Origin of the sequence: Bacillus sp. NEAU-242-2 (assembly GCF_027853835.1) — a bacterium.
In the GTDB taxonomy this organism is placed as follows: Bacteria; Bacillota; Bacilli; order Bacillales; family Bacillaceae; genus Bacillus; species Bacillus velezensis.
The window spans coordinates 370,528-384,791 of the sequence record NZ_JAPNNY010000001.1; the positions used below are offsets into that span (position 1 = coordinate 370,528).

16 protein-coding genes are annotated in these 14,264 nt (G+C 46.7%); all 16 read right to left on the reverse strand.

The genetic code is table 11. From position 1 onward, the window contains the following. Window positions 1-85: 85 nt before the first annotated feature. The 16 genes from trmD to fapR all read right to left on the reverse strand — a co-directional run bounded on the left by trmD (window position 86) and on the right by fapR (window position 14,263). A complete protein-coding gene (gene trmD / locus OWN49_RS01280; protein WP_003154289.1) occupies window positions 86-817 on the reverse strand; it encodes a tRNA (guanosine(37)-N1)-methyltransferase TrmD in 732 nt (243 codons plus the stop codon). Next, complete coding sequence (gene rimM / locus OWN49_RS01285) at window positions 814-1,338, reverse strand: ribosome maturation factor RimM (RefSeq protein ID WP_003154290.1); 525 nt, start codon at window positions 1,336-1,338, stop codon at window positions 814-816. The genes trmD and rimM overlap by 4 nt, the downstream gene beginning before the upstream one ends. A 4-nt stretch (window positions 1,339-1,342) precedes the next feature. Continuing rightward, a complete protein-coding gene (locus tag OWN49_RS01290; RefSeq protein WP_003154291.1) occupies window positions 1,343-1,729 on the reverse strand; it encodes a YlqD family protein in 387 nt (128 codons plus the stop codon). 90 nt (window positions 1,730-1,819) lie between these two features. Next, window positions 1,820-2,065: a KH domain-containing protein gene (locus OWN49_RS01295; RefSeq protein WP_007611392.1), complete on the reverse strand. Its 246-nt coding sequence runs from the start codon at window positions 2,063-2,065 to the stop codon at window positions 1,820-1,822. Further along, the gene (gene rpsP / locus OWN49_RS01300) at window positions 2,065-2,337 is read right to left on the reverse strand and encodes a 30S ribosomal protein S16 (protein WP_003154296.1); all 273 of its coding nucleotides are present in this window, start codon (window positions 2,335-2,337) and stop codon (window positions 2,065-2,067) included. The genes OWN49_RS01295 and rpsP overlap by 1 nt, the downstream gene beginning before the upstream one ends. Window positions 2,338-2,442: 105 nt before the next feature. Continuing rightward, window positions 2,443-3,783 carry a signal recognition particle protein gene (gene ffh, locus OWN49_RS01305; RefSeq protein ID WP_003154298.1) on the reverse strand — a complete coding sequence of 447 codons (1,341 nt, stop codon included), beginning with the start codon at window positions 3,781-3,783 and terminating at the stop codon, window positions 2,443-2,445. 13 nt (window positions 3,784-3,796) lie between these two features. Beyond that, window positions 3,797-4,129: a putative DNA-binding protein gene (locus tag OWN49_RS01310; protein ID WP_003154299.1), complete on the reverse strand. Its 333-nt coding sequence runs from the start codon at window positions 4,127-4,129 to the stop codon at window positions 3,797-3,799. Window positions 4,130-4,248: 119 nt separating this feature from the next. Then, window positions 4,249-5,019: a phosphotransferase family protein gene (locus tag OWN49_RS01315; RefSeq protein WP_070081816.1), complete on the reverse strand. Its 771-nt coding sequence runs from the start codon at window positions 5,017-5,019 to the stop codon at window positions 4,249-4,251. 83 nt (window positions 5,020-5,102) lie between these two features. Further along, window positions 5,103-6,092, reverse strand: coding sequence for a signal recognition particle-docking protein FtsY (ftsY, locus tag OWN49_RS01320; protein ID WP_003154301.1), 990 nt, complete (start codon window positions 6,090-6,092; stop codon window positions 5,103-5,105). A 19-nt stretch (window positions 6,093-6,111) separates the two neighbouring features. Then, window positions 6,112-9,672, reverse strand: coding sequence for a chromosome segregation protein SMC (smc, locus tag OWN49_RS01325; RefSeq protein WP_070081815.1), 3,561 nt, complete (start codon window positions 9,670-9,672; stop codon window positions 6,112-6,114). Window positions 9,673-9,773: 101 nt separating this feature from the next. Next, a complete protein-coding gene (gene rncS / locus OWN49_RS01330) occupies window positions 9,774-10,523 on the reverse strand; it encodes a ribonuclease III (RefSeq protein ID WP_003154303.1) in 750 nt (249 codons plus the stop codon). 138 nt (window positions 10,524-10,661) lie between these two features. After that, entirely contained in the window at window positions 10,662-10,895 is a 234-nt protein-coding gene (gene acpP / locus OWN49_RS01335) for an acyl carrier protein (protein WP_003154310.1), read from the reverse strand. 84 nt (window positions 10,896-10,979) lie between these two features. Continuing rightward, a complete protein-coding gene (gene fabG, locus OWN49_RS01340) occupies window positions 10,980-11,720 on the reverse strand; it encodes a 3-oxoacyl-[acyl-carrier-protein] reductase (protein WP_003154312.1) in 741 nt (246 codons plus the stop codon). Then, on the reverse strand, window positions 11,713-12,666 hold the full coding sequence (gene fabD / locus OWN49_RS01345; protein WP_077722189.1) for an ACP S-malonyltransferase: 954 nt from the start codon (window positions 12,664-12,666) through the stop codon (window positions 11,713-11,715). The genes fabG and fabD overlap by 8 nt, the downstream gene beginning before the upstream one ends. Window positions 12,667-12,684: 18 nt before the next feature. Further along, entirely contained in the window at window positions 12,685-13,683 is a 999-nt protein-coding gene (gene plsX / locus OWN49_RS01350; protein ID WP_003154319.1) for a phosphate acyltransferase PlsX, read from the reverse strand. A gap of 13 nt (window positions 13,684-13,696) precedes the next feature. Beyond that, entirely contained in the window at window positions 13,697-14,263 is a 567-nt protein-coding gene (fapR, locus tag OWN49_RS01355) for a transcription factor FapR (protein ID WP_003154320.1), read from the reverse strand. Between the last annotated feature and the right edge of the window lies 1 nt (window position 14,264).

Genomic DNA, 14,264 nt, shown 5'->3' on the forward strand with positions numbered 1-14,264 from the left:
ACATCGTTTTCAAGCTTCTGAAGGATAAGCCTCCTTAAGCCACAAGTAGTATCTTATCATATCTTCATCACCTGCGCAATAGAATCTATTCGTTTTCCCACTCGGAAATCCATTTTCTTTGCTCATCAGTGAGAGGATAGTTTTCAAGAAGATCCGGACGTCTTAAAAAGGTTCTTCTGATTGATTCTTTATTGCGCCATTCTTGTATTTTGGCATGGTTGCCGGACAGAAGGGTCTCAGGCACTTTTAAGCCTTTATAATCTGCTGGCCTCGTATAGTGCGGATGCTCTAAAAGCCCCGTGCTGAAGGAATCCTCCACGTGGGATGCTTCTTTTCCGAGGACGCCCGGCAAAAGCCTGACAACGCTGTCGGCAATCATCATGGCAGGGAGCTCTCCCCCGGTCAGCACAAAATCCCCGATGGAGATTTCATCAGTGACAAGATGTTCCCGGATCCGTTCATCATACCCTTCATAATGTCCGCAAATAAACATGAGATGTTCCTCTTCCGCCAGCTCCTCGGCTTTCTTCTGCGTATAACGCTCACCTTGCGGGCAGACGAGAATAATGCGCGGCTTGGCGTCCGTACCGGCTGTCAGCTTTTCAACCGCATCAAATACAGGCTGCGGCTTTAACACCATCCCGGCTCCCCCGCCGTACGGGTAATCATCAACCGTTTGGTGTTTATTATCCGAAAAAGCCCGGAAATTGATGACGTCAAAACGGACAGCCTCTTTTTCCTGTGCTTTTTGCAGAATGGATGAGCCGAGCACCCCTTGAAACATTTCGGGAAACAGTGTTAAAAAGTCGATTTTCATTCGTCTATTAACCCTTCCATTACATGAATCTTAATTTTCTTCTCATTTATATTAATATCCTTTACCACAGAAGCAATATACGGAATGAGCGCATCTTTTTTGCCTTTTCTTGCAACCACCCATACGTCATTAGCCCCGGGCGTCAAGATTTCCTTCACTGTGCCAATCAGTTCCCCGTCTTCTGACACAACCTCGCAGCCGATGATTTCATGAAAATAAAATTCATCTTCTTCAAGCTCTCCCAAGTCTTCTTCAGGGACTTTGATCACCATGTTTCTTAAGTGTTCGACTTCATTGAGACTCGGCATTTCTTTGAATTGCAGCAGGTGAAACTGTTTGTGGAGCCTGTGGGCGCTGACCGTTACTTTGATTGGCTCCGCAGCCCCTTCCGCAAACAAATAGAGCGTATTGCCGGGCTTGTACCGTTCTTCGGCAAAGTCCGTTTTAGAAATGACCCGCACTTCGCCTTTAATGCCGTGGGTATTTACAATTTTGCCTACATTAAACCATCTGTTTGTCATATTATCACCTCGGGCGGATTTCAATTACTACCCCGTCTTTTATGACGATGGTATTTGCCGCTGTTTTTTCATGCCAGTTATCACCGACATTGATTGAAAGCAGCGCATCGATCTCCTTTTCCTTCACTTCGCTTCCAAGCGGGAGCGACTCTGTCTGGCTTATTTGGAAATCGATCATTTTGATTTTGTCTTGTCTTTTTTCAATGGCTTTTTTAAAAGATTCCGCTACATCGGGATTCTGCTGATCTTTTTCATGTTTTCTAAGCTGAAAATAGAGCTGGCTGCATTCTCGTTCAAGCGTTTGCTTTTTTTCTGCAAAAGAGGCCAAAAGCTTTTCCTTGCTTTGCTCGGTCAGAACCTGCATAACGGTTACCCTGTGAATAATCTGCATAGGACCAGACTCCCCACTCTTCCAACATATTTCTGTTCATTTGCCTTTTTTACGTGTAAAAAAAGGGGAGGTGCCGGCCCTCTCCCTTTTTCAGTCAAATATTTCAAATTGAACTTTCTTAGAAGACTGTGCGCCAGCTGCAAAAACGACGGTTCGAATCGCTCTTGCAGTCCGGCCTTGCTTTCCGATAATCTTACCGGTATCTGACTTATTGACAGATAAGCGCAGCGCAATCTTTTGATCAGTCTCTTCCTTTGTGACCGTTATGTCTTCCGGATGGTCGACAAGCGGAGCCACAATGCTGACAATCAAATCTTCCAAGTTCTGATCAGTCATTACTTGCCTTGTTTAGCGTTGTGGAATTTTTCCATAATTCCTTGGCTTGAGAACAAGTTGCGGACTGTATCAGAAGGTTTAGCTCCTGTTTGAAGCCATTTAAGAGCAAGCTCTTCGTTGATTTTCACTTCAGCCGGCTTTGCAACCGGGTTGTATGTGCCGACTGTTTCGATGAAACGGCCGTCACGCGGTGAACGAGAATCTGCTACAACAATACGATAGAAAGGAGATTTTTTTGCTCCCATACGTTTTAAACGAATTTTTACTGCCATTTTACTAGCACCTCCGAAAATATTTCAACAAGATAGTATATTAACAATGATAAAAGTGTTTGTAAAGTGTTTTTTCTTAACAACGGTTTTATCATGTATAACCGATTACATAAAAGGTAATTTAAAGCCTTTTTTCTTCCCTTTTGACATGTTGGTCATCTGCTTCATCATTTTTTTCATTTCCTCAAACTGCTTTAAAAGACGGTTGACTTCCTGAACGGATGTTCCGCTTCCTTTGGCAATCCGCTTCCGCCGGCTGGCGTTAATAATATCCGGCTGTTCTTTTTCAAGAACAGTCATTGATTTAATGATCGCTTCCACATGATTCAGCTGTTTTTCATCGACTTGGATGTTTTTTAAGCCTTTCATTTTGCCTGCGCCGGGCATCATTTGCAGCAGTTCGTCAAGAGGCCCCATGTTTCGGACCTGGCCGAGCTGCTCCAGAAAATCATCCAATGTGAAGCTCATCGTTCTCATTTTCTGCTCAAGCTCTTTGGCTTTGTCTTCATCAACGGTCGCCTGAGCTTTTTCAATCAGCGTCAGCACGTCACCCATTCCGAGAATCCGGGATGCCATCCGTTCAGGATGGAACGCTTCAAGAGCATCGAGCTTTTCTCCCATTCCGGCGAATTTAATCGGCGTTTCGGTGACCGCGCGGATAGAAAGCGCCGCACCTCCGCGGGTATCCCCGTCAAGCTTTGTTAAAATGACGCCCGTTAAACCGAGCTGGTCATTAAAGCTTTTGGCGACGTTTACCGCATCCTGACCGGTCATTGAGTCGACGACAAGGAAAATTTCCTCAGGATTTGCGACTTCCTTTACACCGGAGAGCTCATCCATCAGTTCATGATCGATGTGCAGCCGTCCGGCGGTATCTAAAATCACATAATCATGATGCTCTTCCTTCGCTTTTTCAATCGCCTGTCTGGCAATTTCCACCGGGCTGACCTGATCGCCAAGCGAAAAGACCGGCATATCAAGCTGTTTCCCCAGTGTTTCCAGCTGTTTAATCGCGGCGGGGCGGTAAATATCCGCAGCCACGAGCAGCGGTTTGCGGTTATGTTTTTTGCGCAGCAGGTTGGCAAGCTTCCCCGTGGTTGTCGTTTTACCGGCACCTTGGAGCCCGACCATCATAATAACGGTCGGCGGGCGTTTGGCGGCGGCAATTTTGCTTTCTTCGCCGCCCATCAGCTCGGTAAGCTCTTCTTTTACGACTTTAATAACCTGCTGACCGGGTGTCAGACTCTGCATGACGTCCTGTCCGACAGCCCGTTCACTTACTTTTTTCACAAAATCCTTTACGACTTTAAAGTTAACGTCAGCCTCAAGAAGCGCAAGACGGACTTCACGCATCATCTCTTTTACGTCTTGTTCGCTGACTTTTCCTTTTCCGCGGATTTTTGAAATCGTCTTTTGCAGTCGGTCGGCTAATCCTTCAAATGCCATTGTTTGCCGCCTCCTAATCTAATTTCTCAAGCGCTTCAATCAGAGCCGTCATTTTTTCCTCTTCCTGCAAGCCGGAAGCAAGCTCTTTCAGCTTTGTAAACATTTCTTTACGCTCCTGAAACTTTTTAAAAAGGAGCAGTTTTTCTTCATATTGTTCAAGCATCGCTTCAGTCCGTTTGATGTTATCGTAAACGGCTTGCCTTGAAACGTCATACTCTTCGGCTATTTCACCAAGGGAGAAATCGTCCAGATAATAAAGCGACATATAGCTCTTTTGTTTTGACGTCAGCAACGACTGATAGAAGTCAAACAAATAGTTCATTCTCGTCGTTTTTTCGAGCGACATTTGAGCTCTCCCCTTTGTTAAGTCAAATCCCTTTACAAAAACTTAGTTTACATGGTTTCAGAGCGTGTGTCAAGTTTTTATCTTGTCAAAGCATGATGCTCTTTTTACATAATAAGTTTTCAAAAAAATTCATACAGACCGTCGTTAAAATACTCGAATTCTTGTTTTGATACACGATAGCGGCAATAACCTTCGTAAAAAGCATTGAGGCATGCTTCATTTGTGACAAAACGACTGATCGCTAATGATTCATCATAACGCGGATCTCCCGCCGATATTCCCGCAGCATCGATAAACAGATAGACCTCTCCGTCTCTCACCAGCACATTATCAGTCGTGCAGTCACCGTGAATCATTGTCTGCTGAACAGGAACAGGCCTGTACCTGTCCAATTCCTTCAAAAGCTCTGCACTTCCTTCAGCTTGTCCTTTTTTGACATATTCCCCGGCTCGTTTGATTTGCAGATCGAGCCAGTCTGTTTCCGGCTGTAAACCAGAGACCATTTCGGTTTCATGCAGCCGCTGCAGAAACTGGCCGAAACTTTTGATCAGCTTTTTCTTTTCAGTATCCCCTTTGGCTTTTCTTAAAGCCGAAGTCAGGGTGATTCCATCCTCAAATGACATGATGATATGGCTGGCATGCTGTTCCTGTATCATCCCATAATAAATAGGAACAGGCAGACGACGAGTTTCCGTCAGTTGTTGTAAAACGAAGGCTTCTCTCATTAACCATTCCCGATACTTCTGTTGAAAAGAACTTTTCAGCAAAAATGCGTCTTGACCGGTCACTATTTTTCGAACGGTTGAAGTGCCTCCCTGTTCATCCAGCAGCAACATATGGTTTATCGCGCCGATCTTACTTTCCAATTCAGCTTTCAGCCATTTGTCCAACAACTGTCCCCTCCATTCCGATCTATCAATGCGTATAAAAAAACGAGTATAAAACCGTCCATTTTATACTCGTTTTTTATTCATTAATCCTCGGCTTTTTCAACTAAATCCGAAAAGAGACCGTATACGTAAGATTCTGCATCAAACCGCTGGAGATCGTCAACCTTTTCTCCAAGGCCGACCAGTTTCACGGGGATGTGAAGCTCATTGCGGATCGCCAGGACGATACCGCCTTTTGCGGTGCCGTCAAGCTTCGTTAATGCGATACCCGTCACATTCGTCGCTTTGGAGAATTCTTTCGCCTGCGCCATCGCATTCTGACCTGTCGTCGCGTCAAGCGCGAGGAGAACCTCATGCGGAGCCTCAGGCACTTCGCGTTCGATGACGCGTTTGACCTTTTCAAGCTCTTTCATTAAGTTAACTTTATTCTGAAGGCGGCCGGCCGTATCACAAATCAGCACATCCGCTCCTCTTGCTTTAGCCGCGTGTACGGCATCATAAATAACCGCCGCAGGGTCGCTTCCGGCAGCCTGCTTAATGACAGGCACGCCTGTACGCTCTCCCCACACTTCAAGCTGTTCAATCGCCCCGGCTCTGAAGGTGTCTCCGGCAGCGAGCACAACCGATTTGCCTTCATTCTTCAGCTTATGGGCAAGCTTTCCGATCGTTGTCGTTTTTCCGACGCCGTTTACCCCGACAAGCAGAATAACGTTCAGGCGCCCGTCCTGAATATTTAATTCAGAAATCTGTTCGTCACCGCTGTTATAAATGTCGACAAGCTTTTCAGAAATGACGGACTGCACTTCCTGAGGGTCCTGGATATTTTTCAGCTTCACTTCTTTTTTGAGCTCATCAATCAGCTCCATGACGGTTGTAAAACCTACGTCAGCGCCAATCAGCACTTCCTCAAGCTCCTCGAAGAAATCCTCGTCGACTTTCCGGTAGCGGGAGACGAGTTCGTTCACTTTATTTGAGAAGGAATTTCTTGTTTTTTCAAGACCATCTTTAAATTTTTCAGAGACGGAGTCTGTCTGTTTCGTGATTTTCTCTTTTAATTTTTTAAAAAAGCTCATCTTTCAACCTCTTTCCTCGTTACTGAACGAATTCTTTTGTTTCTTCCAGTTTGACCGAAACCATTCGGGAAACGCCGGATTCCTGCATCGTAACACCGTAGAGGACATCCGCTTCTTCCATGGTGCCTTTTCTGTGGGTGATGACGATAAACTGGCTGTCGCCGCTGTATTTTTTTAAATATTGCGCAAACCTGAATACATTGGCTTCATCAAGCGCAGCTTCCACTTCATCAAGGACGCAGAACGGCACGGGCCTTACTTTCAGAATAGAGAATAAAAGGGCAATGGCAGTCAGCGCCCGTTCTCCCCCTGACAAAAGATTTAAGTTTTGCAGTTTTTTGCCCGGAGGCTGCGCGATAATGTCCACCCCGGAATTAAGAAGATCATTCGGATCAGTCAGCTTCAGTTCAGCCCGTCCTCCTCCGAATAAAGAACGGAACACATCGTTGAATTGAGAACGGATCTGGATAAACGTTTCATGGAATCGCTTCGTCATTTCAGAATCCATTTCTTCAATGACTTGAAACAGTGTGTTTTTCGCTTCCGTCAGGTCATTTTTCTGCTCTGTTAAAAACTGATACCGTTCGTTTACTCTTTCAAACTCATCGATGCTGCCGAGATTGACCGTTCCGAGCTCTTCAATTGAAAGCTTGATCAGTTTGACTCGTTTTCTCGCCTCTTCAGGCTCGAGTTCAAGCTGATATTGTTCTTTTGCCCCTTCAAAGGATAAGCTGTACTCCTCGCGTAAATATTGCAAGAGATTATCAAGCTCAACTTCCATCCGGCCGAGTTTTACCTCTTCATCTTTCAGAATGTCCGTTTTTTGCTTGTACAGACGCTTCATCTCTTTCAGCTCAAGCTCGTTCGTATCAAGCGCCCGCTGGAGCTTCACACGCTGGTCGCGCCGGCTGGCGATCAATTCGATCGTTCTCGTTTTATCGTGAAGCTTATGATGGGCTGCTTCTTCAAGCTGCTCCTCTCCGCTTGTGCTGGACGTCATCTCTGAGGTCAGGAGGCTTAAATCTTCCCGTGTTTCTTTCAGAGCGAGCTGCGTTTCTTCAAGCTCTTTTTTCAGCCTTTTGAGATTGTCTTCCTCACTCGAGCACGCCTGTTCTTTTTTCGCAGCGGCCACTTTACATTCCGTCAGTTCATGAGAGAGCGTTTCTTTTGTTGAGGATAGGGTCTGCTTTTGTTTTGTCAGCCTTTCCATCTCTTCCTCAAGCTCTTTCAGCTGGCCGGATGCCTCACTCAGCTGTTCTTCCAGAGCTGATTTGCGCGTCTCTTTTTCCCGGCTGCTTTCCGTCAGTGATGCTTTCTCCTGATCGTAAAGCTCCAGATGGGTATTGATGTTCTTTTCAGCAACTTCGAGTTCATACAGCCTGCCTTTTACATCCTGCTGCTTTGTTCTGAAAGCTTCACCGTCTTCACGGAGGCCGCTCAGCGTATGTTCAAGCTCTTGAATGGCCTGCTTCAGCGCTTTGACCTCTTTTTCGAGCAGAGCTGTTTTTTCTTCCATTTCGGCAAGCCGCGCAGTCACCGTCTCAAGCTCGCGGCTTCTGCCGAGCAGAGAATTGTTTTTCTTTTTGACCGCGCCCCCTGTCATTGATCCGCCTGGATTGACGACATCGCCCTCAAGCGTCACGATGCGGTAGCGGTGCCCGAGAAGCTTGGCCAGTTCATTCGCGCCTTTTAAATCTTCAGTGATCAGCACGGTGCCGAGAAGGTTTTGAATGACATTCCGATACGCCGCATCATATGTGACAAGCCCGCTCGCTGTGCCGAGGAAAGACGGATGCTTTGAAGCCGTCTGTTCATCACGGGTTTGGAGCTGGCGCGGTTTCATAACCGTAAGCGGCAGGAACGTCGCGCGGCCGAAGGAATTCTGTTTTAAATATTGAATCGCTTTCCGCGCCGCCTGCTCATCGTCTGTGACAACGTGCTGCGCCGCTGCGCCGAGTGCAATCTCGATCGCCGTCTCATATTTTTGTTCGGTGGCAATCAGTTCGAGAACGGCGCCGCGGATGCCGCCAAGCTGCTCTTTCTGCTTCAGCACTTCTTTTACGCCTTGGTAAAATCCTGAAAAATCGCCTTGCATCGTTTCAAGCATATCTTTTTTGGATCTGGCCTGCTGGACGAATTGATATGCCTGATACAGCGCTGATTCTTTCTTTTCATACTGGCGTTTTTTCTGTTCATATGCTGTCTGGACTTCGCGAAAGCGGACGACCTGATTGTGAATATCCTCTTCAACGGCGGCCAATTCTTCTTCGCACGCCGCTTTGCGGACTGCAATATCGTTACGTTCTTCAAGGTATTTTTCATTGTTTGCGGTCAGTCTCGCCTGCTGGACCGCAGATTGGGACATCTGATCATCTAAAAGCTGCAGCTCGTTGCGAATCGACGCCTGGCTGTTTAACAATTCAAAGTAATCGCTTTTTAATTGTTCGATTTTCTCTTCTACATTTTCATTATGCAGACTGAGAGCCTGCTGCTTTTCTTTCACCTGGGCGTTTAACCGCTTCACTTCCGCACGAAGTTTATCATAGACGGCAGACTGCTTTTCAATGTCCGCTTTCAGTTCGGCTTCTTTGTTCGTGTAATGTGTAACGGATTCCTCTAGCTGTTCCCGGTTTTGCGCGGCGTTTTTTTTACGCTCTTTCAGCACTTCTTTCCGGCCTTCCAGCTTTTCCAGCTCTTCACTTGTCACGAGCAGAACCTGCTGCAGTTCGTTGACGGATTCATCAAGCGCGTGGATTTTATCTCTCGTCTCTTCTATCATCGCTTCTTTTGCGGACAGAGCCGATGATTCCGCCAATTCTTCTTCTTTAGCAGCCTGCACCTTGTCTTTTAAACCCGACCATCTGCCATGCAGTTGTTCGATGTCAAAGGCGGTAAGGGCGATTTCGACATGCTCAAGCTCTTTCTTTTTTTCTAAGTAGTCTTTGGCGATTGATGCCTGGATTTTCAGCGGTTCAACCTGATCTTCAAGCTCGTGGAGAATATCTTCCACCCTGTTTAAGTTATCCTGCGTCTCAAACAGTTTGTTTTCCGCTTTTTTCTTTCTTGTTTTATATTTCAGCACGCCGGCAGCTTCTTCGAAAATACTGCGGCGGTCTTCCGCTTTGCTACTGAGAATCTCTTCGACTTTTCCCTGGCTGATAATAGAGAATGCTTCTTTTCCGAGCCCGGAGTCCATAAATAAGTCAATGATGTCTTTCAGGCGGCACTGCTGATTGTTGATGAGAAATTCACTTTCTCCGGAACGATACACCCGTCTCGTCACGCTGACTTCATGATAATCGATCGGGAGAAATTGATCTTCATTATCAAGCGTTAACGTGACTTCGGCAAGGTTCAGCCGCTTGCGCGAATCACTTCCCGCAAAAATGATATCTTCCATTTTTCCGCCCCGAAGCGAGCGTGCCGATTGTTCGCCGAGCACCCAGCGGATGGCTTCGGTAATGTTGCTCTTTCCGCTGCCGTTCGGACCGACAACGGCCGTGACGCCTTTTACAAAGTCAACGGATATCCGTTCTGCAAATGATTTAAATCCTATAACGTCTAAACGTTTGAGGAACATCCCAGATCCTCCTTATCGTATAAGTATCTCAATATTATCATAATCACCCGCTTATATCAGGCGCAGACATACTGAAATCCCCCTAGGGATACAGGGGGATTTTATTGTTTCGTATGATGTTTTTGCAATTTTGCAAGAGCTTCCTGTGCCGCATGCTGCTCGGCTTCTTTTTTGGAACGTCCGTTCCCGATGCCGAGCGCCTCACCTTTAAGAGAGACCAGCGCCTCGAATTCCCGGTTGTGGGCAGGCCCTTTTTCATTGAGAATTTTGTACTCAAGCGATCCTTTTCCGTCCCGCTGTACAAATTCTTGAAGCTGGCTTTTGAAATCCATCACATGAGAAAAAGCACCATCGTTTATTTTAGGGAACACGTACTCTTTCAGGAATTGCTGAACCGGCTCAAGGCCCTGATCCAGATACAGTGCGCCGATAAACGCTTCAAACACATCCGCTAAAAGCGCAGGACGCTTTCTGCCGCCCGTCATTTCTTCTCCTTTTCCCAAGAGAACAAGATCGCCGAATGACAATTCGTGGGCAAGTGAGACGAGTGACGGCTCGCATACGATAGCGGCTCTCAGCTTCGTCAAATCTCCTTCACTCATGGCCGGATATTTGGCAAATAAGAATTGGGAGATCGTCAGTTCCAAAACAGCGTCACCTAAAAATTCAAGCCTTTCGTTGTCTTCATACGGCTTTTTCCGATGCTCATTCACATAAGATGAATGTGTAAATGCTTGATACAAAAGTTTCTCGTTTTGAAAATGAACCGAAATCCGTTCTTGGAACTCTTTAAATTGCTCTATTTTTTTATAGAACTTTTTTTTATCTTTAAAATGTGAGTGTTTTGACATAGTAACCTCCATAGGCACATCAGGTTCACCGCGCTCCCCGCCGTAAACGGAATCGGCAGCGCGTACAGCGTCAGACGCCGGTAACCGAACGATTAAAGGGCTAAAGCCCCGCTGTCAGGCGGGACTTTTAGCATCAGCTTATTGCTGGTTTTGTATGTAGTTCACAGCGTCGCCGACTGTTGCGATCTTTTCAGCATCTTCGTCAGAAATCTCCATATCAAACTCATCTTCAAGTTCCATAACAAGCTCAACTACATCTAGGGAATCAGCACCTAAGTCTTCCTTGAAAGAAGCTTCAAGTTTGACGTCAGCTTCATCAACGCCAAGGCGGTCTACGATGATTTTCGTTACACGCTCTAATGTATCTGCCATAGCAATTCACCTCCCCTCAAGTATTATAGAGGATTCGTTTTTAAAAAACTAGAGAAACTAGGATGAAATTTTAAAAACAAATCTTTACATCACCATTCCGCCGTCAATATGAAGGGTTTGGCCCGTCATATAACGCGATCCTTCAGAAGCAAGGAACGTAACAACGCTGCTGATATCGGAAGGATCACCGAAACGCGCGAGCGGAATCTGCTTCAGCATTTCATCTTGGACTTCTTTAGAAAGCTTGTCCGTCATATCCGTGGAAATAAAGCCCGGAGCAATGGCATTGACCGTAATATTTCGGCTCGCAAGCTCTTTGGCTGATGACTTCGTTAAGCCGATTACTCCGGCTTTTGCCGCCACATAGTTTGCCTGGCCGGGGTTTCCGCTGACGCCGACGATTGATGATACGTTGATAATCCGGCCGGAGCGCTGTTTCATCATCTGTCTTGTAACGGCTTTCGTGCAGTTGAATACACCTTTTAAGTTAATGTTGATGACATCATCCCATTCATTTTCTTTCATTCTCATCAGAAGATTGTCTTTGGTGATCCCCGCATTGTTCACGAGAATGTCGATTGAAGAAAATGCAGCGACAGCCTCTTTCATCATGTTTTGTACTTCTTCGGAATTTGATACATCGGCTTTTACCGCGATCGCGTTTCGGCCCAAAGATTTGATCTCATCTACGACTTCGTTCGCTTTCGCTTCATTCCCGGAGTAGTTGACTACTACGTTACAGCCGTTTTTCGCAAGATCAAGCGCGATCGCCCGCCCGATTCCGCGGGACGCCCCCGTTACCACTGCTGTTTTTTCATTAAGCATCCTGATTCTCCTCCTTCAGCGTTTGAATCGCCAGTTCGATGGTTTCATGGTCAGAAACCGCGATTGTTTTAAGGCGGCGGTTCACTTTTTTCACAAGGCCTGAAAGCACTTTTCCGGGCCCGATTTCAACAAACGTCGTGACGCCTTCGTCAATCAGTTTGTTAATGGTTTCTTCAAAGCGAACAGGCGAATACAGCTGTTCGATCAGTTTTTTCTTGATATCGTCTTTTTCTGTCATAACGTCAGCCGAAACGTTTGAAATCACGGGAACAGCCGCATTTTTCAACTCACAGGCGCTGAGCACCTCCTCGAGTTTTTGCGCTGCCGGCTTCATTAATTCAGAATGGAACGGTCCGCTTACTTCTAATGGGATCGCCCGTTTTGCTCCGTTGTTTTTCGCTTCCTCTGAAGCCAGCTCCACGCCTTTTGCCGTTCCGGAAATGACGATCTGGCCGGGGCAGTTCAGGTTTGCAAGCTGTACGAGATGACCGTTTTCCGTCACTTGATCCGTCACCTTTTTCAAGGACTCCGCATCCATTCCGAGAATAGCTGCCATGGCGCCTTCTCCGGCCGGCACGGCTTCATTCATGAATTCTCCCCGTTTTCTTACCGTGTAAACGGCATCTTTAAATGTCATCGCTCCCGCCGCAACAAGCGCCGAATATTCTCCGAGGCTGTGGCCGGCGGTGAAATCAGGGGTGATGCCTGATTCTTTAAACTTTTCCAATACGGCGATGCTCGTTGTCAACAGCGCGGGCTGCGCATTGTATGTAAGGGTCAATTCTTCAGCGTCACCTTCAAAAATGAGCGAGCTCAGCTTTGTTTCAAGCGTTTCATCCGCTTCATCAAAAATACGTTTTGACGTTTCTTCGCGTTCGTACAGGTCTTTTCCCATACCGATATATTGTGATCCCTGTCCGGGAAATAAAAATGCAATCTTACTCATGATGCGGTAACCTCCAGACTACTCATCTGTTTTTTCTTCTTTTACTTCTTCTTCTATAAATGCGGCCACGTTTTGGCTGACCATTTCTCTCGCCTGGCGCAGCGCATGGTAAACAGCGCGTGCGTCAGAAGAGCCGTGCGCTTTAATGACGGGCGCTTTCAAACCGAAAAGACTCGCCCCGCCGTACTCAGAATAGTCCATTTTCAGTTTCATTTCCATCAGCTTCGGCTTCAGCACTCCCGCTGCGAGCTTAGAAACAAAACTTGAAGTCAGTGTATCTTTCAGCATTTTGAAAATCGATAACGCTGAACCTTCCAATGTTTTCAACGTGACGTTGCCCGTAAAGCCGTCTGTGACGATGACGTCAGCAGCGCCTTCGAGCAAGTCTCTCGCCTCAACGTTTCCGACAAAATTCACGTTTGTTTCTTTTAATAATTCAAACGTCTTTTTTGTCAGGTCGTTTCCTTTCTTTTCTTCCGTGCCGACATTTAACAAGCCGACGCGGGGCGAGCTGATTCCGAGAACCTGCCGGGCATATACAGATCCCATAATTCCGTACTGGACGAGATGCTCCGGTTTGGCATCGACATTGGCTCCCACGTCCAAAAGAAGGAAACCGTCGCCTGAAACGGTCGGAAGCGTCGGCGCAAGCGCAGGCCGGTCGATTCCTTTAATTCTGCCGACAATAAACAGTCCCGCTGTCATGAGTGCGCCTGTATTCCCCGCTGAGATGCAGGCGTCCGCTCTGTTTTCAGCCACTTCCTGCGCCATCAGCACCATAGAAGAGTTTTTCTTTCTGCGTACGGCGCGGACCGGTTCATCCGTCGGTTCAATCACTTCATCGGCGTGCAACACAGTGATGCGGTCTGATGTTGTTGGCAAGTGTGATTCTATTGTTGTCTTGTCACCGACCAGCGTAATATGAAGATCGTCAAATGCCTCAATACTCTTCATTACTCCGTCAATAACAGCTTTGGGTGCGTTGTCGCCTCCCATTGCATCTACAGCTATTCTCATGCATGCTCCACCTTTATGATTGTTTTGAACGGTACATGTCAAAGCTGCCGGAGAACACGACTTCTTCTCCCACATAGCTGTTGACTTCAACTACCGTTCTGCCTTTTTCTTTTTCGACTGCCGTCACTTTGGCTTTCGCAACGACGCGCTCGCCTTCTTTCACCTGTCTTGTAAAGCGGATATTTGCGCTTGCGGTCAGCGCCAGCTCATCATCAATGACGGCTACGGCGAGTGAGTTCGCCTGCGCAAACAAATGATGCCCCCGCGCAATTTGATTGCGGCTGAAGACATGTTCGCGTCTTACTTCTAATATGGAAATGGCCTGGCCGTCAAGCTCCAGATCAATGATTTCACCGATCACTTCGTCTAAAGACAATGATTTCACTTCATCATCAAGCGTTTGTTCTGCCACGTTTTTAATTCTTTCCCTCAGCTCCGGTATTGAGAGCTCTAAGCGGTCTAAACGGATCGTCTGAATGCTGACGCCGAATTTCCCCGCTAATTCTTCATCTGTGATGAAGGGTGTCGATTTGATCGTCTGCTGCAATAATTTTTGGCGTTCTTTCTTGCTTCTTCTCATC